This window comes from Pseudomonas sp. NPDC089741 (assembly GCF_044748825.1).
Classification (GTDB): domain Bacteria; phylum Pseudomonadota; class Gammaproteobacteria; order Pseudomonadales; family Pseudomonadaceae; genus Aquipseudomonas; species Aquipseudomonas helmanticensis.
Genome location: NZ_JBIVGT010000007.1, coordinates 81,810 through 101,024, shown reverse-complemented (window position 1 = coordinate 101,024; position 19,215 = coordinate 81,810). Strand labels below are relative to the sequence as shown.

Genomic DNA, 19,215 nt, shown 5'->3' with positions numbered 1-19,215 from the left:
GTTGCCTCAATGTCCATGCGTAATGATGCCCACGACGATTTCGATGATGTCCCGAGCCTGCGTGCCGACACTTTCGACGACGATGACATTCCGACCACCGCGCGCACCTCCGTGCATTCGCGCACGCCGCCTGTGGTCAAGGTCAAGGCGGCCAGCACCGGGCCGCTGTGGGCACTGGTCGGCGCGTTGTTTTTTGCCTTCATCGGTCTGGCCTGGTGGAGTTTTCAGCAGATTTCCCTGATGGAGCAGCAACTGGTGGCGACCCAGGAAAGTTTTGCCCGCATCAGCGAAGAAGCGGCAGGGCGCCTGCAGGATATTTCCGGCAAGGTGGTGGCCAGTCAGAGCAACGTCACCAGTGACAGCGAAGCGTTGAAACTGCAGATCAAACAGCTGGAAGGCAAGTTGCTCGATCAGAGCAAAGAGCAGCAAGGCGTGGCCGGTCAGGCCAGCGATCTCGACAAGCGCCTGGCGAAGATGACCGCGCAGACCTCCGAGCAGCAGAACGCCAACAGCCAGTTGCAGGCGCAGGTCAAAGCCTTGAGTGCAGAATTGGCGACGCTGAAAAGCACCCCGGCGGATACCAGCAAGGTCGACACGCAGTTGAAGGCTTTCGATGCGCAGTTCAAAAGCCTCGGCGCCGATATCGCGGCGTTGAAGAAGCAAGGTAATCCGAGTGCCGCGATCGATCGGCTGGAGCAGGAAATCGTCGTACTCAAAAGCGAGCAGGACAACCGGCCGGCAGCGCCTCAGGGCGGCGCCGCGAATACCGCTGAGTTTGATGCGTTTCGCGGTCAGATGACCCGCAACCTCAACACCTTGCAGGCGCAGATCCAGAACTTGCAGCAGCAGATCAATTCCCGCCCGTAAACACCAATCTGTCGCCGAGTGGGCTTTTGTGGCGAGGGGATTTATCCCCGTTGGGTTGCGAAGCAGCCCCAAAGCCTGATAACTCGGTGTCACTGTAGAAATGCAGGGGAGCGCTTCGCACTCCAGCGGGGCGGTGCGACGTTTCGCTAAATCCCCTCGCCACAGTTTTGTAATCCCCTGCATCATTCTGAATATCCATACATCACCCCAAGCCGTCTACGCTCTTGAAACACCAACAAGAACGAGGGATGCGTCATGGGGTTTGTGCATAAATTCGCCTGTCTCTGTTTGCTGTTATTGGCCGGTTTCGGCCCGGCCAGCGCCGCGACCGCCGCCAAGGATGACAGCCAGGCGGCCATCGCTTTGCTGGAAAAGGCCTTGGCCTATTACCACGACAATGGCGACAAGGCGTTCGCCGCGTTCAGCCGCCAGGGCGAGTTTGTCGACAAGGATCGCTATGTATTCGTGGTCGACACCAAAGGCGTGATGCTCGCCAGCGGCGGGCCGTCGTCAGCGCTGATCGGGCGGGATGTCAGCGAAGTGCTCGGGCCGGACTTGCAGAAGGCGTTCAAGCAGGCGTTGCTGGTGCCTGAAGGCAACGGCATCCAGCAAGCCGAATACCGTTGGCAGAACCAGGCGGACGGCAAGGTCGAACGCAAGCATGTGTTTTATCAGCGCATCGGCCAGCGCATTCTGGCGGTCGGTTACTACTTGCCGCGCGCGTCGGCCGAGCAGGCCAAAGCCCTGCTGGATAAAGTGGCAGTTGATTTGGGCAAGGACGAGAAGGGCACGCTGACAGCGATCAATTCGCTCAAGGGCGGCTATCTGCAGGATGACTTGTATGTGTTCGTGGTCGATCTGAACACGCAGCGCTACGTTGCCCACGGCACCAACCTGCGGCTGGTCAATACCGATTTCGGCAAGGTCAGGGATCCGGAGGGCAAACCGGTCGGCGAGCCGATTCTGGCGCTGATCGGCAAGCAGGATGACGGTGAATACGAGTACCGCTGGAAGAACCCGGTGACCGGCAAGGTCGAGGACAAACATGCCTACCTGAAGAAGGCCGGGCATTTCCTCGTGGCCGTCGGTTACTACAGCCCTTGAAGATCAGAAGATCGCAGCCTGCGGCAGCTCCTACATGATTGTTCCCCTGTAGGAGCCGCCGCAGGCTGCGATCTTTTGCTGTTTTATTTGGCGCCGTGCTCGCGGCCGCGCAGCAGGCTGTTGGGCATCGCAATCGCCGCCGCCAGCCCGAGCAAAGACACCGCCGCACTCACCCACAACAAATGCCGGAACGTCACCAGCAACTCCGCTCGCAAGGCATTCTGTGCATCCCCCGGAGCGGCGTTCAGGCCATCCAGCAGCACGTTGCCCGAATGCCCCTCGCTGATCAGCGAACTGCTCGCCAGATGGGCGAAAGTGGAATCCTGCAGCAACGCCAGCAACAGCGCCGACATCAACGCCACACCCACCGCGCCGCCCAGCGAGCGGAACAGGTTGGTGGTGCTGGTGGCCACGCCGATGTCGCGTTGTTCCACCGAATTTTGCGTGCCGACCAGCGACGTCGGAAACTGCATACCGCTGGAAATGCCGCAAAGCAACATGAACAAGCCGCTGATCACGGTCGCCTCGGGCGGGCTGAACGCCATGCCAAGAATCGACATCGGCATGAGCATCGCGCCGGTCAGGATCTGCGGTTTGTAGCGCCCGGTGATCGAGGTGCGACGTCCGGCGAAATAGGCACCGATCGGCAGCCCCATCGCCAACGGCAGCAAATGCAATGCTGCGCTGTCGGCCCCGGCCCCGGTAACGCTCTGAAAGCGCAACGGCATCAGCACAATCAAGGAGATCGCCTGGAAACTGGTGAAGAAAATCGTGCACCAGCACAGCAAGGCGTTGCGGTTGGCGAACAGGTGCATCGGCAGCAACGGCTCCCGCGCCCGCCGCTCGTGCCAGACAAACACCGCCAGCACGACTACCGCACAAGCGAACAGGCCAAGCACTTCGCTGCTGCGCCAGGCATGACCCTGACCGACCTGAGTGATGCCCAATAGCAGCGCGGTCAGGCCGATGATCATCAACAGCGTGCCGAGGTAGTCGATGATCGGTTTGCGCTGCGGAATCGGTAGCCCGCGCAGATTGCGTCGCGCCACCCAATAAGCGCCAAGGCCTAGCGGCAGATTGATCAGAAACACCCAGCGCCACGACAGGTATTCGGTCATGTAGCCGCCGAGCACCGGGCCGGCGACGCTGGCCACCGCGTACATGCTGCTGAAGTAACCCTGGTAACGTCCGCGTTCGCGTGGCGGGACGATGTCGCCGATGATCGCCTGACTCACCGAAATCATCCCGCCGGCGCCGATGCCCTGAAGGATCCGCGCTAGCACCAGTTGCTCCATGCTTTGCGCCATGCCGCAGAACAGCGAGGCGAGGGTGAACAGGCCCATGCCGAACAGCATCAATTTGCGCCGCCCGTACAAATCACCCAGCTTGCCGTAGATCGGCACGGCCACGGTCATCGCGACCATGTAGCCGGAAATCACCCAGGCCAGCAGGCTGACGTCCTTGAACTGGGCGGAGATGGCCGGCATCGACACCGCGACGATGGTCTGGTCGAGAGCACCCAGAAAGATCGCCATCATCAAAGCAACGAGAACGCTGCGAATGGCCGGTTTGGGCGTTTCGGGGTGATTGAGATTGGTCACGGGCAGAACCTGCGGGCAGTTGAGATCCCGCAGATCGTCAGGCGAGCGGGGATGCTCGCCAGTGTAAGTCGGTAGGAAGCTATTCGATAGCCTCATAAGGAAGTCCGACGTAATTTTCTGCAATGGTTTTTCGTCCCGCTTCTGAACTGACAAAGTAGTCCAGTTCCGAGGCGCTGATGCGCTGGCTGAAGTCATCGTGGTCGTCAAAACGATGCAGCATCGAAGTCATCCACCAGGAAAACCGCTCGGCTTTCCACACGCGGCGCAGGCAGATTTCCGAGTATTTATCCAACAGCTCGGTGCGACCGTCGCGGTAAACCTTCAGCAGAATATTGAACAAGGTGCTGACATCGCTTGCCGCCAGATTAAGGCCTTTGGCGCCAGTCGGCGGCACGATGTGCGCCGCGTCACCGACGAGGAACATCCGCCCGTACTGCATCGGCTCGACGACAAAACTGCGCAGCGGCGCGATGCTTTTTTCGATGGACGGGCCGCTGACCAGTTTCTCCGCGAGATGCGCAGGCAGGCGGCTTTTCAGCTCGTCCCAGAAGCGCTGGTCGCTCCAGTCTTCGACGTTTTCATCGGCCCGCACTTGCAGGTAATAGCGCGTACGTGTCGCCGAACGCATGCTGCACAAAGCGAAACCGCGCTCATGGCGGGCATAGACCAATTCGTCATGCACCGGCGGTGTGTCGGCAAGAATGCCCAGCCAGCCAAACGGATAAACCCGCTCGAAGATCTTCAAACATTCAGGCGGAATCGACTGCCGGGCCACACCGTGGAAACCGTCGCAACCGGCGATGTAATCGCAATCGACACGCCAGGTTTCACCGTCCTTTTCGAAGGTGACAAAGGCTTCGTCGCTTTTCATTCCGTGGGGAACGACATTGCTCGCCTGGTAAATCGTCGCGGCTCCCGCCTCCCGACGAGCGGCCATCAGGTCCCGGGTGACTTCGGTCTGGCCGTAGATCATCACGGTCTTGCCGCCCGTCAGTGCCTGCAGATCGATATGCACCTGACGTCCGTCGAGGGCCAGATCGAAGCCACTGTGAACCAGACCTTCGGCGTCCATCCGCTGACTCACGCCGGCCTGACGCAACAGCTCTACCATGCCTTGTTCGAGGACGCCGGCGCGGATGCGGCCGAGGACATAATCAGGCGTCTGACGTTCGAGGATCAGGGTGTCGATGCCGGCGTTGTGCAGCAATTGACCGAGGAGCAAACCGGACGGACCGGCGCCGATGATGGCAACTTGGGTTTTCAGGGTTTTCATTGTTTTTATGACTCGCAAGCTTCACGCGGCAAATGCCGGCGAATGTTTTTTATGGATCGAGTGCTTGCATTTTTCCCTTGCGGGTCTGTCAATTGAAGGTGAAAACTGAGCCGATACCTGTACATTCTGCCAATCGGTGCGATTATCGCCCCACAACCCCGAGGCTGGATTGAAGTGATGAACAAGCCTGAGCTGTCCTCGATTCCGGTGTTCAAGCTCTACGGTGAAAGCCTGGACTGGCCGACCCCTGACTTGCTGCACTGTGAAACCATTTCCTCACGCAGCCGCGAACATCATTGGGAAATCAAACCCCACCGCCACGCCGATTTGTGCCAGTTGCTCTTCGTCTTCAAAGGTCAGGCAGAGCTTGAGATCGAAGGTCAGCGCACGCAACTCGACACTCCCGCCATTCAGGTCCTGCCACCGCTGTCGGTGCATGGCTTTCGTTTTTCCGAGGACGTCGAAGGCTTCATCGTCACCCTGGCCACGCCATTGATCAGTCACTTGCAGGCGCAATTGGGTGATTCGGTGCAGGCACTGGCCTGCGCGGACAGCTACCCGGCCGGCCACGACGGCGATTATCTCAACAGTCTGTTTTCGGCGTTGCAGGCCGAGTACAACGGCCATCAACCGGCGCGGGAAATGCTCATGCATTCGCTGGTCAGCGTGATCATGGTCTGGGTCAGTCGCCAAGCGATCGTCCGCCACAAAGCCAGCCAGCGGCCGCAACGTCAGCGCGAATACCTCAATGGCTTCATTCAGTTGGTCGAGGAGACTTATCGCCAACACGTCAAGGTCGAGGACCTGGCGCATCGACTGGGGATTTCGGTATCGCACCTCAACGGCACGTGCCGTGAGCTGGCCGGGCAACCGGCGTTGCAGATCATGCACGAGCGGCAGTTGCTGGAAGCCAAGCGTTTGCTGACGTACACCAGCATGACGATTTACGAGATGTCGGAATTGTTGGGGTTTTCCGATCCGACCAACTTCACGCGCCTGTTCCGGCGCCGGGTCGGAATCTCACCAAAAGCCTTCCGCGATCGCTTGAAGACCGAACAGTAACCTCAAAGCCGCTGCAAAAAATGTGGGAGCTGGCTTGCCAGCGATAGCGGTGGTTCAGTCACCTTAAATGCTGAATGTCAGACCGCAATCGCTGGCAAGCCAGCTCCCACAGATTTTGTGTCTGCCTCAGCCTCAAGGTCAGCGCAGTGCGTTCAGCGAAGCATTGTGCGGAATGCAGCGCTCGAAATTGCAGCTCGCGTATTCACGCGGCAGCTGGCGCAGTTGCTCGACCCGCCAGGCAGCGGTGCCGTACAGCGCCAGCGTGGCGGCGCAGGTGATGAAAATCGCGAAGTACCTTCTTGTTTTGATGTTCATGGCGTTCACCTCTGAACGAAATACCCTGCGGTATTACTTTCAGCATAGAACAAGATCAAAAGATCGCAGCCATGCAAGAGCTGCCACAGGCTGCGATCTTTTGATTTTAAAATCCCACGTCCCACACCGGGTTCTCGGGAAACCGCTGCACCAGAAAATCCAGCATGCTGCGCAGCGCCGCCGGCATGTGCTTGCGCGAGGCGTAGACCGCGTAGATGTTCATTTGCCGTGGCTCGGCATGAGGCAGCAGTCGGATCAGTTCACCGTTGTGAATATGCACCCCGGCCTGATAAGTCGGCAGCATCGCCACCCCCGCGCCGGCCAGCGTTGCGCGCAACAATGTACTGGCCTCGTTGGCGCTGATATTGCCCTGCACCGGCACCGATACCGGTTCGCCATCCTCTTCGAAATGCCACAGGCTCTTGCCGAAATACGAGTGGGTCAGGCAGTTATGCCGGCTGAGGTCTTCGACCCGCTGCGGCGGCGGGTTGTCGCCTATATATTCCGGGGCCGCGCACACCACCGAGCGACACACGGTCAAGCGCCGGGCGATCAGGTTTGGATCGAGATCATTGCTGGTGCGAATCGCCAGATCGATGCGCTCATCGACCAGATTCACCGTGCGATCGAGCATTTGCAGATCGATGCTCACACCCGGATAGCGTTTTACATACGCGGCCATCGCGTCGGCCAATTGCGCCTGGCCGAACGAAGTGCTGACGCTGATTCGCAGCAGGCCGCGCGGCGCATCGTGCGGTTCGCTGACGGCGGCCTGCATGTCGCTCGACAGTTCGATCATCTGCCGACAGCGCGGCAGAATTTCACTGCCGGCGGCGGTCAGGCTCAACTTGCGCGTGGTGCGGTGCATCAGCCGTGCGCCGACCCAGTCTTCCAGCTCCGCCAGATAACGCGACACCACCGGCCGTGACAGGTCGAGATGATCGGCGGCCGCCGACTGACTGCCCAGATCCACCACGGTGACAAACACCCGCATTGCTTGGAGACGATCCATGATTTGCCCGCTTTCAGAAACAAACTATGTCCAAGCATCGCATTTTTTGTACTGAGTCAGGCAACTAAGCTCTGTCCCATCGCCAAACACGGCATTCGGACACTGGAGCAACACATGATCGGCGTCACCCCATTCAAACGCATTCTGCTCGCCATCAGTGCACTGGGTTTTGCAGCCCACGCTGCCGCTGCCAATCTGACCCTCGATGTCTACAATCCGGGCACTAACGCCATCTTCCCGGTGACCTCGGTCCTGGTCAGCGGTGAAAAAGATGCGGTGCTGGTCGACGCACAATTCGGCAAGTCCCAGGCTGAGCAGGTCGTGGAAAAGATCCGCGCCAGCGGCAAGCACCTGACCACCATCTACATCAGCCACGGTGACCCGGATTACTATTTCGGCCTCGACACCCTGACCAAAGCTTTCCCGGACGCCAAGGTATTGGCCTCGCAGCCGACCGTCGATCACATCAACAAAACCGTTGCCGGCAAACTGGCGTTCTGGGGGCCGAAAATGGGCACCGATGTACCGGCGAAAACCATCGTGCCGGGTGTGCTCAAGGGCGACAGCCTGATGCTCGAAGGGCAGAAATTGCAGGTGGTCGGTCTTGAAGGCAAACAACCGGATCGCAGCTTTGTGTGGATTCCATCGCTCAAAGCCGTGGTCGGCGGCGTAGTGGTTGCCGAGAATATTCACGTGTGGATGGCCGATACCCAGACCGCACAATCCCACGCTGATTGGCTGGAGACCCTGCACTCGATCGAAACCCTGAAACCGAACACCGTGGTGCCGGGTCACTATCTGGGTGATAGCCGCCGTTCGCTGGCCAGCGTGAAATTCACCGCCGACTACATTAAGGCATTCGACGAGGAAACCGCGAAGGCCAAAGACTCCACCGCCCTGATCGCCGCGATGAAAAAGCGCTACCCGAAACTGGGTGAAGAAAGCTCGCTGGAACTGAGCGCGAAAGTCGCCAAGGCTGAGATGCAGTGGTAACCCGCTCTATCTGAATACTGAGGTCTCAAGGATTGCTGATTGCCTTTGTGGCGAGGGGATTTAGCGAATCGTCGCACCGCCCCGATCGGCTGCGCAGCAGTCGCAAATCCTGAGAGTGCGGTTTCACAGGAAAAAGCAGGGGAGCGCTTCGCACTCCATCGGGGATAAATCCCCTCGCCACAAAGTTTCCTCAGCACAGGGAATATCTTCACTCAATAGATATGTGCCTCATTTGAAACACTCAAGCCAATTGGAGAACGTCATGAGCAAGATCGCAATCATTGGTGCCACCGGCCGTGCCGGTAGCCAACTGCTGGAAGAAGCCCTGCGTCGCGGTCACAGCGTTACCGCCATCGCTCGCGATACCTCGAAGATCGGCGCGCGTGCCGGTGTAGTCAGCAAGAATGTCGACGTGCTCGATTCGGCGGCATTGCAGGAAGCGGTGGCCGGTCACGACGTGGTGATCACCGCTGCGCATTTCACCACGGTGCCAGCGTCGGCGATTGTCGGGCCGGTGAAGCAGGCCGGGGTCAAGCGTTTGCTGGTGGTCGGCGGTGCCGGTTCGTTGTTGCTGCCGGACGACACCCGAGTGATCGACAGCGCCGGTTTCCCGGCCGAGTACAAAACCGAGGCCAGTGCCGGTGCGGCGTTTCTTGATGCATTGCGTCAGGAGAAAGAGCTGGACTGGACGTTTTTGTCGCCATCGGCAGAGTTTGTTGAGGGTGAGCGCAGCGGCACATTCCGCATCGGCCAGGAGCACTTGCTGGTGAGCGTCGAAGGCCGTAGCTGGATCACCTTTGCCGACTACGCGATCACGCTGATCGACGAAGTGGAAACGCCAAAACACTCACGCCAACGCTACACCGTCGGCTACTGATACATCCCGTGTAGGAGCTGCCGCAGGCTGCGATCTTTTGATCTTGTTTTTGATTTTAAAAAACCAGGATCAAAAGATCGCAGCCTGCGGCAGCTCCTACAGGGGATTTGTGTTCAGCGGGTGTGGGCTTGTTCTGTGAGCCAGATCATTAGTTCTTCGAGCGGTGGCGACGGCTCGGTTCCTGGTGGCAACACCACGTAGTACGCCAATCCTGTTTTCACTTTCAAATCAAACGGCATCACCAGCCGTCCGGCGCGCAAGTCGTCGCCGATCAACGACCAGTCCCCAATCGCCACGCCCGTCCCGTGCGACGCCATCGACATCGCCTGATCCAGCGTTTCGAAATGCTGGCCGCTGCTGATGTTGTCCAGTTGCAGCCGCGCGGCGTTCAGCCACACCGACCAATCCTGAATATCGTGCGTCGGGTGCAGCAGCAGATGCTGTTGCAGATCCGCCGGAGCATTCAGTGCCGGTGAACCCTTGAGCAACAGCGGCGAGCACACTGGCGTCAGTTGCTCGTCGAACAGGTGCAAGGCCCCCGGCGAGTTGTCCGGTGGCGGGCCGTAAATTACCGCTGCATCGAATTGCTCACGCTGAAAATCCACGCCGTGTTGCAGCGACGCCGTGAGTTTCACCGGCACGTCCGGGCGTTCCTTCTGCCATTGGAGCAAGCGCGGCAACAGCCAGCGCATCACGCAGCTCGGTGCCTTGAGTTGCAGGGTCTGACGCTGCAGGCCGATCTGTTCGCTCGCTTCGCTGATCAATCCGAAGACTTTTTCCACGCGCGGTAGCCACTCGCGCCCTTCAGCGGTCAGCGCCAGGCCGCGAGCCAGACGAATGAACAGCGGATAACCGAGATGTTCTTCAAGTCCGGCGATCTGCCGGCTCACCGCGCCTTGGGTGATATGCAACTGTTCGGCGGCGCGAGTGAAGTTGCAGCACTGCGCGGTGATCAGAAACGTGTGCAGGGCGGGCAGGGGAGGCAGGCGCTTCATGGGGATCCAAGGTATGACGTGAGGACATGGCTAGTATGACTTTTAATCGATTGTTGCGGCTACCTGCCGACCGTTCAATGAAGCCATGAAGGGCTTTTATGTAGGAGTGAGCCTGCTCGCGATTGGGGTGAATCAGTCACCGCAATGGTGAATGAAAAGACGCCATCGCGAGCAGGCTCACTCCTACAGAAAAGCCTTGTGTATTCAGCGAACAAGAAGGGCAATCGACATGGCGACGTGTGGTGAAGTACTGGTCAAGTTACTCGAAGGTTACGGGGTCGAGCAGGTGTTCGGCATTCCCGGCGTGCACACCGTGGAGTTGTATCGCGGGCTCGCGCGTTCGAGCATTCGTCACGTCACCCCTCGGCATGAGCAGGGCGCCGGTTTCATGGCTGACGGCTACGCGCGCACCGCTGGCAAACCGGGTGTGTGCTTCATCATTACCGGCCCGGGCATGACCAACATCACCACCGCCATGGGCCAGGCGTATGCCGATTCGATCCCGATGCTGGTGATCTCCAGCGTGCAGTCGCGCAGTCAGTTGGGTGGCGGGCGCGGCAAGCTGCATGAGCTGCCGAACCAGAGCGCACTGGTTTCAGGTGTTGCGGCGTTCTCGCATACCTTGATGTCGGCGGCTGAATTGCCGGTGGTACTGGCGCGTGCATTCGCATTGTTTCAGGCCGGGCGTCCGCGTCCGGTGCACATCGAAATTCCGTTGGACGTGCTTGTAGAAAACGCCGACGACTTGCTCGCCAGTGTGCCGGTCAATATCGACCGCGCCGGGGCTGCGCCCACTGCCGTCAAACGCATGAGCGAATGGCTCGCCGAGGCCAAACGTCCGCTGATTCTGGCCGGTGGCGGTGCCATCGACGCCGCGCCGGAACTGACCAAACTCGCCGAGTTGCTCGACGCTCCGGTGGCGCTGACCATCAACGCCAAAGGCATGCTGCCGGGCAACCATCCGCTGCTGATCGGTTCGACCCAGACGCTGGTCGCCACCCGCGCGCTGGTCGCTGATGCCGATGTGGTTTTGGCCATCGGCACTGAACTCGCCGAGACCGATTACGACGTCACCTTCGCCGGCGGTTTCGAGATTCCCGGCAAACTGCTGCGCATCGATATCGACGCTGACCAGACCGTGCGCAACTACCCGCCGCACCTGGCGTTGGTGGCCGACGCGCGCAACGCCGCGCAAGCCTTGCTTAACGCCTTGTCGCAGGAAAAACTCGACGAGCGCAGCAGCGATTGGGGTCAGGTCCGCGCCGGAAAATTGCGTGCTGAACTGGCGGCGAGCTGGGATGTACCGACGCTGGCGCAAACCCGTTTCCTCGACACCGTTCTCGATGAGCTGCCAAACGCCGTGTTCGTCGGCGATTCCACGCAACCGGTGTACACCGGCAACCTCACGTTCAACCCCGATCACCCGCGCCGCTGGTTCAATGCCTCGACCGGTTACGGCACCCTCGGCTACGCCTTGCCGGCAGCGATTGGCGCCTGGCTCGGTGGTCAACTCGACCAGGGCGCGCGGCCTCCGGTGGTGTGCCTGATCGGCGACGGCGGCTTGCAATTCACCCTGCCGGAACTGGCCAGCGCCGTCGAAGCGCGGGTGCCGGTGATCGTCCTGCTGTGGAATAACCAGGGGTACGAAGAGATCAAGAAATACATGGTCAACCGCGCCATCGAACCGGTCGGCGTGGACATCTACACCCCGGACTTTGTCGCCGTGGCCAAGGGACTCGGTTGCGCGGCCGAAGCCATCAGCAGCATCGAACAACTGCGCAGCGCACTGCGTTGTGCAACCGATCGTCAGGGGCCGACCTTGATTGAAATCGACCAGAGCCAATGGATGAAGGCGGTGGCGCAATGAGCAATTTCCCAACCACACTCGACGGCCTCTACATCAACGGCCAATGGTCGGCGGGGCGTGAACATCTGCGGGTGATCAACCCGGCCACCGAAGCGCTGCTGACCACGGTCAATGGCGGAGATGAAAGCGCTGTCGATCAAGCCGTCACCGCTGCCAGCGAAGCGTTCAAGCGCTGGTCGCAAACCAGCGGCGCCGAACGTGGGGCGATCCTGCGCAACATCGCCAACGGCGTGCGCAGTGGCCGCGAGCATTTGATGAAATTGCAGTCGAGCAACAACGGCAAACCGCAATTCGAAGCGGCCATCGACGTCGATGACGTGATCGCTACCTTCGAGTATTACGCCGAACTCGCCGAAGCCTTCGACGCGCAACAGGACAGCAACGTGCCGCTGCCCAGCGATGATTTCAGCGCACGCCTGCGCCGCGAACCGTGCGGTGTGGTCGGACTGATCGTGCCGTGGAATTTCCCCATGGTCACCACCGCGTGGAAGCTTGCGCCAGCGTTGGCAGCGGGTTGCTGCGTGGTGCTCAAGCCTTCGGAAGTGACGCCGCTGCCGGAGCTGGAACTGGCGGCGATCATTGCTGAATCGGGTTTGCCCAACGGCGTGTTCAATCTGGTCTGCGGTACAGGTCTGGCGGTCGGTGCGCCGTTGTCGGCGGATCCGCGCATCGCCAGGATTTCCTTTACTGGCAGCAACGCGGTGGGCGTGCAGGTGATGCAGCGTGCGGCGGAAACGGTGAAGGGTGTGAGCCTGGAGCTGGGTGGCAAATCCTCGCTATTGGTGCTGGCGGATGCCGACATTGATCTGGCGGTCGAGCTGGCCTGTGGCGGTGCGTTTTTCAACGCCGGGCAGATGTGTTCGGCTACCAGTCGCGTGCTGGTCGCAGAGGAACTGGAGGAGGAGTTTCTCCGTCGTTTGCACAAGCGTGCGCAGGCGATTCGAGTGGCGGATCCGTTCGATCCTGAGGTGGAAATGGGCGCGCTGGTCAATCAGGCGCAGTACCAGCGAGTGCTCGGCCATATCGATCGTGGACTGAGTGCCGGTGCGCGTTTGCTCTGCGGCGGCAATCGTCCGGCGGATCTGCCGCGTGGCTACTTCCTGCAGCCGACGGTGTTCACCGACGTGCCGCTGGACAGCGCGCTGTGGCGTGAAGAGATTTTCGGGCCGGTGGTTTGCGTGCGCAGCTTCAGCAGTGAAGCCGAGGCAATTTCACTGGCCAACGACACGCAGTTCGGCTTGGTCGCAAGCGTGGTGACGAGCGATGCGGTTGCGGCGGATCGCGTCGCCAATGCGTTGCAGGCGGGGATGGTCTGGATCAATGCGCCGCAGGTGATTTTCCCGCAGGCGGCGTGGGGCGGGTACAAGCAGAGCAGCATTGGTCGAGAATTAGGGCCGTGGGGATTGGCGGCGTTTCAAGAGATCAAGCATGTGATTCGCGCGGTTTAAAAGCCTACCCTCACCCCAGCCCTCTCCCGGAGGGAGAGGGGGCCGACCGAGGTGTCTGGTGATGTCCATCGACCTGAAAAATCAAGTCGATTATGGATTCGGTGAAGCATTTTCAGGTCGGTGTATTTCCTGAATATCCCCCAATCAGTCCCCTCTCCCTCTGGGAGAGGGCTAGGGTGAGGGGCTTCCAGCGATTACACCGACAGCCGCAACCGCGCCAAATCCCGCAACGGCGGCGCCCCAAACAAGCGGCTGTACTCGCGGCTGAACTGCGACGGGCTCTCATACCCTACGCGATACCCCGCCGCCGACGCTTCCAGCCCTTCGGCCAGCATCAACCGCCGCGCCTCCTGCAAACGCAGTTGCTTCTGATACTGCAGCGGACTCATCGCCGTCATCGCCTTGAAGCGGTGATGCAGGGTCGACACGCTCAGATTCACTTCCTTGGCCAGATCATCGATGCGCAACGGCTGCTCGAAGTTGCCGTTGAGCCATTTGATCGCCTGGCTGATGCGGTGGCTCTGGCTGTTGGCAATCGCGATCTCATACAAACGATGACCCTGCGGACTGCGCAACAGGCGATAAAGAATCTCCCGACGAATCAGCGGCGCGAGCATGGCGATGTCTTTCGGCGCATCGAGCAGACGCGCCAGACGCAGCACGGCATCGAGCATCGAACTGTCGATCTGCTCGACATACAAACCGCGTCCGGTCGGCCGCGTCGGTACACCCATCGGGCCAGCGTCGGCGATCAGCGCGGTGATTTCCGCAGGATCGATATCGAGGCGCACGGCGAGGATCGGATTCTCCGGCGACACGTTGACCACACGCCCACTCAGCGGCATCGAAACCGAGACCACCAGATAATTCAGCGGGTCGTAATTGAAGTATTCATCGGCCAGCCGCACCTCTTTACGCCCCTGCGCCATGATGCACAGCGCCGGTTGCGCGAGCACCGGGGCAAAGTCGTGGGATTGGGTGTGGCGCGACATGAACAACGAACCGACGGCCGTGGCGTAGCTGCCATCGTCCGTGGTGTTGCGGCGGATGATCGCCGCCAGTTCCGCGCGCTGCTTTTCCATGTCAGCGGTGGGTTGGGCTTGGAAACGATCGAATGACGTCATGCACGGCATCCTCGGCAAGGGAGGTGGAATGGAGCAGAGCATATGTTTGTGCAAGCGCGAGCGGTAGACACATCCTGCGAAATGCTTGCCTGATTCTGCACCGCGCTATCCATCAACGCTGGACGAATGCTGACCTGTAGGAGCTGCCGCAGGCTGCGATCTTTTGATTGTTGTCTTTAAGGTCAAAAGAACGCAGCCTGCGGCAGCTCCTACAGGGGAGCGCGCATCAACGACGGTTCAGGCAAGTCTCGCAGGATTGTGCAACGCGGCGGCAGGAATCGACTAACGGCATGTGGCGCATGGCCCTTAACCTTGGATCCTGTCGCAGCCCGTCCCCCGGCTGCCACGCGACTCCCTGGGAGGGTTGAACATGTCCAAGCAGATTCCCGTCAGTCATATGGCCTTCGTTCGAGCGCGCGCCGGGCGTTCGGCGGAACTCGGTGTGCGCCTGAGCGCGTTGATCGATCCGTCCCGCGCTGCCCCCGGTTGCCTGAGTTTTGCCTTGCAGCATTCACAGTGTGATCCCGAGTTGTGGCTGGTCTGCGGGTTCTGGAGCAGCCAGCAAATGATGACCAACTACTTCAACAGTCCGTCGATGGAAATTTTCGCCGAGCTGGTGCAGGAACTGGTGGTCAACAGCCTCGACTTTCACACCTTCAAAGACGTGTCGGTCGCGCAAGCCCTCGGTCAATGCCCGGCGCCGGTACACAAACTCGCCGGTTGAGGGTTTAATGTCCGGCTTAATTTGTCTGAGCCGGGATGTGTGACATGGCACGTAAAGAGTTCGAACACTTCGAAGCAGTCTCCGCAGTCGTTCCCGTCGAGTTGGGCGGCAACAAGGGTTACCACGCGGCAATCGCGGTCAAGGCCCTGGTCGATGGCGGTGCACCACGCTTTCACAAACTGCTGAATGATCAGGTTTTTCCCGGCGCCATTGCTGCTGATGACGCGGCCATCAATGAGCTGGATAAACTCAAAGGCGTCACTGACGACGCCGAGTTGATCTGGTAACGCGTTATTTGTTTGCGCCCGGACGCCACATCTTGAACAGGGCTTCAGGCCCCAGCTGGAAATAATCCGCCGGCCCGCCGCCGCGCAGAATCGGTTCTGCCGCGGCGGTGTCGTAGATGCCATCCTTCAACAGCCACTTGGCGATGTGTACGGCGACCACTTCGCCGAGGATCAGCCAGCTCGGCACGGTTTCGCCATCGGCGCGCTGCAACTGAATGATCTGCGTGACCTTGCACTCGAAGGACACCGGGCTTTCGGCCACGCGCGGCACCGAAATCACCTTCGACGCCACGGTCGTCAATCCCGCCAAATCAAATTCGTTGACCTGCGGCGCAACCATCGCGCAGCTCTGGTTCATCTGCTCAGCCAGCGGACGGGTGGCGAGGTTCCAGGCAAATTCGCCGGTCTGCTCGATGTTGTTCAGGCTGTCTTTGCGCCCGACACTGGAAAAGCCAATGATCGGCGGAATGTAGTTGAAGGCGTTGAAGAAGCTGTACGGCGCGAGGTTCAACTGACCTTGGGCATCCTGCGAGGAAATCCAGCCGATGGGGCGCGGGCCGACGATGGCGTTGAACGGATCGTGGGGCAGGCCGTGGCCATTGGCGGGTTCGTAGAAGTGGATGTCATCGGGCATGGCGCAAGATCCTGAGGCTGCATTTCGAATGCAGCCATAGTGCAAGGACGCCCCGTATATTTCCACCCATACAAATCCCCTGTAGGAGCTGCCGAAGGCTGCGATCTGTTGATCCTGTCCTTAAAAAGCAAGATCAACAGATCGCAGCCTTCGGCAGCTCCTACAGGGGGAGCGTGTAGATCAGCTGATGGCTGCGGCAGTGCCAGTCTTGTCGAAGCCATCGGCAGCCACGGCTTTGCCAATATTGGTTTTATCAAAACCGTCAGCGGCATAGGTGCCGGTGTGGCTGGTTTCGACGGCAGCGCTGGCGCCGTTAATGAAGTCAGCGGATTTGGTTTTATCCGAGCCGTCGGCGGCGAAAGTGTTGGCGGCCAGTACGGACAGGGTCAGGGCGAGGATCAGTCGGGTTTTCATGATTGTTACTCCAGATTCGTTGGCGGTGTGCCTTGCATGGGTGTAATCCTACGCCAACTAAATTGATTAAAAAGCGCAAATTAATGCTAAAAACAATCGATTAACTTGATGTTAAGGGCGGCGCGTTGAATTCGCTTTCGTCGTCGGAGCGAGCGTCGCGCAGGTCATCGATCAGGTGATTGCAGAATGAGGGGGCAGCATTAATCAGCGATTAATCAGCGATTAATCGCTGTTTTGCCGTGTGTGACAGATTTTTCATACTTTGCCGACCGCTTTTTCACCGCCGCAACGCCAGTCTGCCTGAGGCCAGAAAACCAAGAACCGGCCGTCACACACTGGAGCTTTCCTTGCAATGAACAAACTTCCTCAAATCACCCTGGCTTTCTGGGTCATGAAAATCTGCGCGACGACCCTGGGGGAAACCGCGGGGGATTTGCTGTCGATGACGCTCAACGTCGGTTATGCGCTGAGCTCGCTGATTTTGATTAGCGTCTTTGTGCTGACGCTGATCACGCAGTTGATGGCCAAGACTTACAAGCCTCTGCTGTACTGGCTGGTGATCCTGTCGACCAGCACCGCCGGCACGACCATGTCGGACTTCATGGATCGCACCCTCGGGCTCGGTTATGCCACTGGCTCGATGATCCTCATCGCGATTCTGCTGGCGATCTTTGCCGCGTGGCGTCTGAGCGGTGATTCGCTTAACGTCAGCAAGGTGCAGACCTTCCGTGGCGAGATGTTCTACTGGATGGCGATTCTGTTTTCCAACACCCTCGGCACGGCACTGGGCGATTACCTTGCTGACGATTCAGGGTTGGGTTTTGCCGGTGGCGCGCTGCTGATCGGCTCGACCATCGCGGTGGTCGTGCTGCTGAAATATTTCACGAAGATTTCGACGGTGGTGTTGTTCTGGGTGGCGTTCGTGTTGACCAGGCCGTTCGGTGCGACCTTGGGTGACTTGATGACCAAACCCCATGAGAAGGGCGGGCTGGATTTCGGCACCATCGGTTCGTCGGCGGTATTGGCGGGGATTCTGCTGGTGATGATTGTCGGCGCTTCGTATGCGCAGAAGCGCTATGGCAGGCCGCATGTTGGCGAGTTGACTTGATACCGAGTCGCGGCATTCGCGAGCAAGCCCGCTCCCACAGGGGGAGTGTGGTGAACACAGGATTTGTGAACGCCACCGACCACTGTGGGAGCGAGCTTGCTCGCGAAGGGGCCCTCACAGCCACCATTGCGGTGGCTGTGAAAACCCGATCAGTCAGTGACGATGCGCGAATGTTTCTGGGTGTCTTTCATGGTCACGTAGACCAGCAACGACACCGCAATGCACGCCGTCACATACCAGTAGTAACCGGTTTCCATGCCGATGCTCTTGAACCACAGTGCGATGTATTCAGCGGTACCGCCGAAGATCGACACGGTCAGTGCATACGGCAGGCCGACGCCGAGGGCGCGGATTTCAGTCGGGAACAGTTCGGCCTTCACCACTGCGTTGATCGAGGTGTAGCCGCTGACGATGATCAGCGCTGCCATGATCAGGAAGAACGCGCCCCACCAGGTCTGGATGGTGTGCAGGGTCATCAGGATCGGTACGGTGAAAATCGTCCCCAGCACGCCGAAGGCGATCAGGATCGGACGACGACCGATCTTGTCCGAGAGGCCGCCGATGATCGGTTGCAGGCACATGAACAGAAACAGCGTGGCCGCCGAAATGGTGGTCGAGTCGGAGATGCTCATGCCGACGGTGTTCACCAGGTACTTCTGCATGTAGGTGGTGTAGGTATAGAACGCCAGCGTACCGCCCATGGTCAGGCCGACCACGGTCATCAATTCCTTTGGATGACGCATCAAGGTGCGCATGGCGCTTTCCTTGGACTTTTCTTTCTTGGTAAACGACTCGGTTTCTTCCATGCCGCGACGCAGGTACAGCGCAACGACTGCGCACAGTGCGCCGATGGCAAACGGAATACGCCAGCCCCACGCGTACAGCTGTTCAGTGGTCAGCACGTTTTGCAGAACGATCAATACCCCCAGCGCGATGAGCTGGCCCGAAATCAGGGTCACGTACTGGAAGCTGGAGAAGAAGCCGCGACGTTGCTTGGTCGCCATTTCCGACAGGTAGGTCGCCGAGGTGCCGTATTCGCCACCGACCGACAGGCCTTGCAGCAGACGGGCGAAGATCAGCAGGATCGGCGCGCCGATGCCGATGGTTTCATAGTTCGGGCTGAGGGCGATCAGCAGGGAGCCGAAGCACATCAGGTAGACCGAGGCCATCAGGGCTTTCTTGCGTCCGACCTTGTCAGCGTAGAGGCCCATCAACCACCCACCGATCGGACGCATCAGAAAGCCGACGGCGAAGATCGCTGCGGTGTTCATCAGTTGTGCGGTGGAAGAGCCGGCAGGGAAAAATGATTTAGCGAAGTACAGCGAGAAGGCGGCATACACGTACCAGTCGTACCACTCGACCATGTTACCGACGGAACCGCTGAAGATCGATTTGATCCGGCTGGCGGTGGTTCTTTCTTTGGCGGGCGCGGCAGCCGACCCAAGGGGCAGGGCATTGGAGTTATCCATTGAAGGATCCTTCGTTTAATTGTTTTTGTGGAGCGCGTTAA

Annotated in this window: 19 protein-coding genes; 10 read left to right on the top strand and 9 right to left on the bottom strand. The window is 59.5% G+C overall.

The genetic code is table 11. The annotated features are described in order from the left end of the window. Nucleotides 1-9 precede the first annotated feature (9 nt). Entirely contained in the window at nucleotides 10-867 is an 858-nt protein-coding gene (locus ACIPZE_RS10185; RefSeq protein WP_400772701.1) for an ATPase, read from the top strand. Between the two features lie 255 nt (nucleotides 868-1,122). Beyond that, nucleotides 1,123-1,971 carry a cache domain-containing protein gene (locus ACIPZE_RS10180; protein ID WP_400772699.1) on the top strand — a complete coding sequence of 283 codons (849 nt, stop codon included), beginning with the start codon at nucleotides 1,123-1,125 and terminating at the stop codon, nucleotides 1,969-1,971. 83 nt (nucleotides 1,972-2,054) lie between these two features. Here ACIPZE_RS10180 and ACIPZE_RS10175 read toward each other — a convergent pair whose 3' ends face one another. Both ACIPZE_RS10175 and pobA read right to left on the bottom strand, forming a co-directional pair. Beyond that, the gene (locus tag ACIPZE_RS10175; RefSeq protein WP_283439291.1) at nucleotides 2,055-3,572 is read right to left on the bottom strand and encodes an MDR family MFS transporter; all 1,518 of its coding nucleotides are present in this window, start codon (nucleotides 3,570-3,572) and stop codon (nucleotides 2,055-2,057) included. Nucleotides 3,573-3,651: 79 nt separating this feature from the next. Then, nucleotides 3,652-4,845: a 4-hydroxybenzoate 3-monooxygenase gene (gene pobA / locus ACIPZE_RS10170; protein ID WP_400772697.1), complete on the bottom strand. Its 1,194-nt coding sequence runs from the start codon at nucleotides 4,843-4,845 to the stop codon at nucleotides 3,652-3,654. A 177-nt stretch (nucleotides 4,846-5,022) separates the two neighbouring features. Here pobA and ACIPZE_RS10165 point away from each other — a divergent pair, with 177 nt between their 5' ends. Continuing rightward, complete coding sequence (locus ACIPZE_RS10165; RefSeq protein ID WP_129395285.1) at nucleotides 5,023-5,907, top strand: helix-turn-helix domain-containing protein; 885 nt, start codon at nucleotides 5,023-5,025, stop codon at nucleotides 5,905-5,907. A 138-nt stretch (nucleotides 5,908-6,045) separates the two neighbouring features. On the opposite strand, the gene ACIPZE_RS10160 is transcribed toward ACIPZE_RS10165, so the two are convergent. Then, nucleotides 6,046-6,222 (bottom strand): hypothetical protein, encoded by a 177-nt coding sequence (locus ACIPZE_RS10160; RefSeq protein WP_164979450.1) that lies wholly within the window; start codon nucleotides 6,220-6,222, stop codon nucleotides 6,046-6,048. A gap of 106 nt (nucleotides 6,223-6,328) precedes the next feature. Continuing rightward, nucleotides 6,329-7,234 carry a LysR family transcriptional regulator gene (locus tag ACIPZE_RS10155; RefSeq protein ID WP_283439289.1) on the bottom strand — a complete coding sequence of 302 codons (906 nt, stop codon included), beginning with the start codon at nucleotides 7,232-7,234 and terminating at the stop codon, nucleotides 6,329-6,331. Nucleotides 7,235-7,348: 114 nt separating this feature from the next. On the opposite strand from ACIPZE_RS10155, the gene ACIPZE_RS10150 reads away from it, so the two are divergent. Together ACIPZE_RS10150 and ACIPZE_RS10145 are read left to right on the top strand one after the other, a co-directional pair. Continuing rightward, entirely contained in the window at nucleotides 7,349-8,227 is an 879-nt protein-coding gene (locus ACIPZE_RS10150; RefSeq protein WP_400772695.1) for an MBL fold metallo-hydrolase, read from the top strand. Between the two features lie 262 nt (nucleotides 8,228-8,489). After that, a complete protein-coding gene (locus ACIPZE_RS10145; protein WP_283439287.1) occupies nucleotides 8,490-9,104 on the top strand; it encodes an NAD(P)-dependent oxidoreductase in 615 nt (204 codons plus the stop codon). A gap of 113 nt (nucleotides 9,105-9,217) precedes the next feature. Here the strand turns inward: ACIPZE_RS10145 and ACIPZE_RS10140 are convergent, their stop codons facing one another. Continuing rightward, a complete protein-coding gene (locus tag ACIPZE_RS10140) occupies nucleotides 9,218-10,099 on the bottom strand; it encodes a LysR substrate-binding domain-containing protein (RefSeq protein ID WP_283439286.1) in 882 nt (293 codons plus the stop codon). A gap of 229 nt (nucleotides 10,100-10,328) precedes the next feature. Here ACIPZE_RS10140 and ACIPZE_RS10135 point away from each other — a divergent pair, with 229 nt between their 5' ends. After that, nucleotides 10,329-11,966, top strand: coding sequence for a 5-guanidino-2-oxopentanoate decarboxylase (locus tag ACIPZE_RS10135; RefSeq protein ID WP_400772693.1), 1,638 nt, complete (start codon nucleotides 10,329-10,331; stop codon nucleotides 11,964-11,966). Continuing rightward, nucleotides 11,963-13,414 carry an aldehyde dehydrogenase family protein gene (locus tag ACIPZE_RS10130; protein WP_400772691.1) on the top strand — a complete coding sequence of 484 codons (1,452 nt, stop codon included), beginning with the start codon at nucleotides 11,963-11,965 and terminating at the stop codon, nucleotides 13,412-13,414. Before ACIPZE_RS10135 ends, ACIPZE_RS10130 begins: the two co-directional genes overlap by 4 nt. Before the next feature lie 194 nt (nucleotides 13,415-13,608). Here the strand turns inward: ACIPZE_RS10130 and ACIPZE_RS10125 are convergent, their stop codons facing one another. Further along, on the bottom strand, nucleotides 13,609-14,538 hold the full coding sequence (locus ACIPZE_RS10125) for an AraC family transcriptional regulator (RefSeq protein ID WP_129395279.1): 930 nt from the start codon (nucleotides 14,536-14,538) through the stop codon (nucleotides 13,609-13,611). A 370-nt stretch (nucleotides 14,539-14,908) separates the two neighbouring features. On the opposite strand from ACIPZE_RS10125, the gene ACIPZE_RS10120 reads away from it, so the two are divergent. Together ACIPZE_RS10120 and ACIPZE_RS10115 are read left to right on the top strand one after the other, a co-directional pair. Further along, a complete protein-coding gene (locus ACIPZE_RS10120; protein ID WP_129395278.1) occupies nucleotides 14,909-15,262 on the top strand; it encodes an antibiotic biosynthesis monooxygenase family protein in 354 nt (117 codons plus the stop codon). A gap of 44 nt (nucleotides 15,263-15,306) precedes the next feature. After that, on the top strand, nucleotides 15,307-15,549 hold the full coding sequence (locus ACIPZE_RS10115) for a hypothetical protein (RefSeq protein ID WP_129395277.1): 243 nt from the start codon (nucleotides 15,307-15,309) through the stop codon (nucleotides 15,547-15,549). A 4-nt stretch (nucleotides 15,550-15,553) separates the two neighbouring features. Here ACIPZE_RS10115 and ACIPZE_RS10110 read toward each other — a convergent pair whose 3' ends face one another. Both ACIPZE_RS10110 and ACIPZE_RS10105 read right to left on the bottom strand, forming a co-directional pair. After that, complete coding sequence (locus ACIPZE_RS10110; RefSeq protein ID WP_129395276.1) at nucleotides 15,554-16,183, bottom strand: flavin reductase family protein; 630 nt, start codon at nucleotides 16,181-16,183, stop codon at nucleotides 15,554-15,556. Nucleotides 16,184-16,363: 180 nt separating this feature from the next. Then, nucleotides 16,364-16,597: a hypothetical protein gene (locus tag ACIPZE_RS10105; protein ID WP_400772687.1), complete on the bottom strand. Its 234-nt coding sequence runs from the start codon at nucleotides 16,595-16,597 to the stop codon at nucleotides 16,364-16,366. A gap of 352 nt (nucleotides 16,598-16,949) precedes the next feature. Here ACIPZE_RS10105 and ACIPZE_RS10100 point away from each other — a divergent pair, with 352 nt between their 5' ends. Further along, nucleotides 16,950-17,705 carry a hypothetical protein gene (locus ACIPZE_RS10100; protein WP_129395274.1) on the top strand — a complete coding sequence of 252 codons (756 nt, stop codon included), beginning with the start codon at nucleotides 16,950-16,952 and terminating at the stop codon, nucleotides 17,703-17,705. A gap of 149 nt (nucleotides 17,706-17,854) precedes the next feature. Here ACIPZE_RS10100 and ACIPZE_RS10095 read toward each other — a convergent pair whose 3' ends face one another. Further along, entirely contained in the window at nucleotides 17,855-19,174 is a 1,320-nt protein-coding gene (locus ACIPZE_RS10095; protein ID WP_129395273.1) for an MFS transporter, read from the bottom strand. Between the last annotated feature and the right edge of the window lie 41 nt (nucleotides 19,175-19,215).

What these genes read in the sequence shown, in the direction of transcription:
- ACIPZE_RS10165 (WP_129395285.1), top strand. Translation starts at nt 5,023, where the DNA reads ATGAACAAGCCTGAGCTGTCCTCGATTCCGGTGTTCAAGCTCTACGGT.
- ACIPZE_RS10095 (WP_129395273.1), bottom strand. Translation starts at nt 19,174, where the DNA reads ATGGATAACTCCAATGCCCTGCCCCTTGGGTCGGCTGCCGCGCCCGCC.
- ACIPZE_RS10115 (WP_129395277.1), top strand. Translation starts at nt 15,307, where the DNA reads ATGGCACGTAAAGAGTTCGAACACTTCGAAGCAGTCTCCGCAGTCGTT.
- ACIPZE_RS10120 (WP_129395278.1), top strand. Translation starts at nt 14,909, where the DNA reads ATGTCCAAGCAGATTCCCGTCAGTCATATGGCCTTCGTTCGAGCGCGC.
- ACIPZE_RS10100 (WP_129395274.1), top strand. Translation starts at nt 16,950, where the DNA reads ATGAACAAACTTCCTCAAATCACCCTGGCTTTCTGGGTCATGAAAATC.
- ACIPZE_RS10130 (WP_400772691.1), top strand. Translation starts at nt 11,963, where the DNA reads ATGAGCAATTTCCCAACCACACTCGACGGCCTCTACATCAACGGCCAA.
- ACIPZE_RS10185 (WP_400772701.1), top strand. Translation starts at nt 10, where the DNA reads ATGTCCATGCGTAATGATGCCCACGACGATTTCGATGATGTCCCGAGC.
- ACIPZE_RS10110 (WP_129395276.1), bottom strand. Translation starts at nt 16,183, where the DNA reads ATGCCCGATGACATCCACTTCTACGAACCCGCCAATGGCCACGGCCTG.
- ACIPZE_RS10160 (WP_164979450.1), bottom strand. Translation starts at nt 6,222, where the DNA reads ATGAACATCAAAACAAGAAGGTACTTCGCGATTTTCATCACCTGCGCC.
- pobA (WP_400772697.1), bottom strand. Translation starts at nt 4,845, where the DNA reads ATGAAAACCCTGAAAACCCAAGTTGCCATCATCGGCGCCGGTCCGTCC.
- ACIPZE_RS10140 (WP_283439286.1), bottom strand. Translation starts at nt 10,099, where the DNA reads ATGAAGCGCCTGCCTCCCCTGCCCGCCCTGCACACGTTTCTGATCACC.
- ACIPZE_RS10105 (WP_400772687.1), bottom strand. Translation starts at nt 16,597, where the DNA reads ATGAAAACCCGACTGATCCTCGCCCTGACCCTGTCCGTACTGGCCGCC.
- ACIPZE_RS10135 (WP_400772693.1), top strand. Translation starts at nt 10,329, where the DNA reads ATGGCGACGTGTGGTGAAGTACTGGTCAAGTTACTCGAAGGTTACGGG.
- ACIPZE_RS10145 (WP_283439287.1), top strand. Translation starts at nt 8,490, where the DNA reads ATGAGCAAGATCGCAATCATTGGTGCCACCGGCCGTGCCGGTAGCCAA.
- ACIPZE_RS10180 (WP_400772699.1), top strand. Translation starts at nt 1,123, where the DNA reads ATGGGGTTTGTGCATAAATTCGCCTGTCTCTGTTTGCTGTTATTGGCC.
- ACIPZE_RS10155 (WP_283439289.1), bottom strand. Translation starts at nt 7,234, where the DNA reads ATGGATCGTCTCCAAGCAATGCGGGTGTTTGTCACCGTGGTGGATCTG.
- ACIPZE_RS10150 (WP_400772695.1), top strand. Translation starts at nt 7,349, where the DNA reads ATGATCGGCGTCACCCCATTCAAACGCATTCTGCTCGCCATCAGTGCA.
- ACIPZE_RS10125 (WP_129395279.1), bottom strand. Translation starts at nt 14,538, where the DNA reads ATGACGTCATTCGATCGTTTCCAAGCCCAACCCACCGCTGACATGGAA.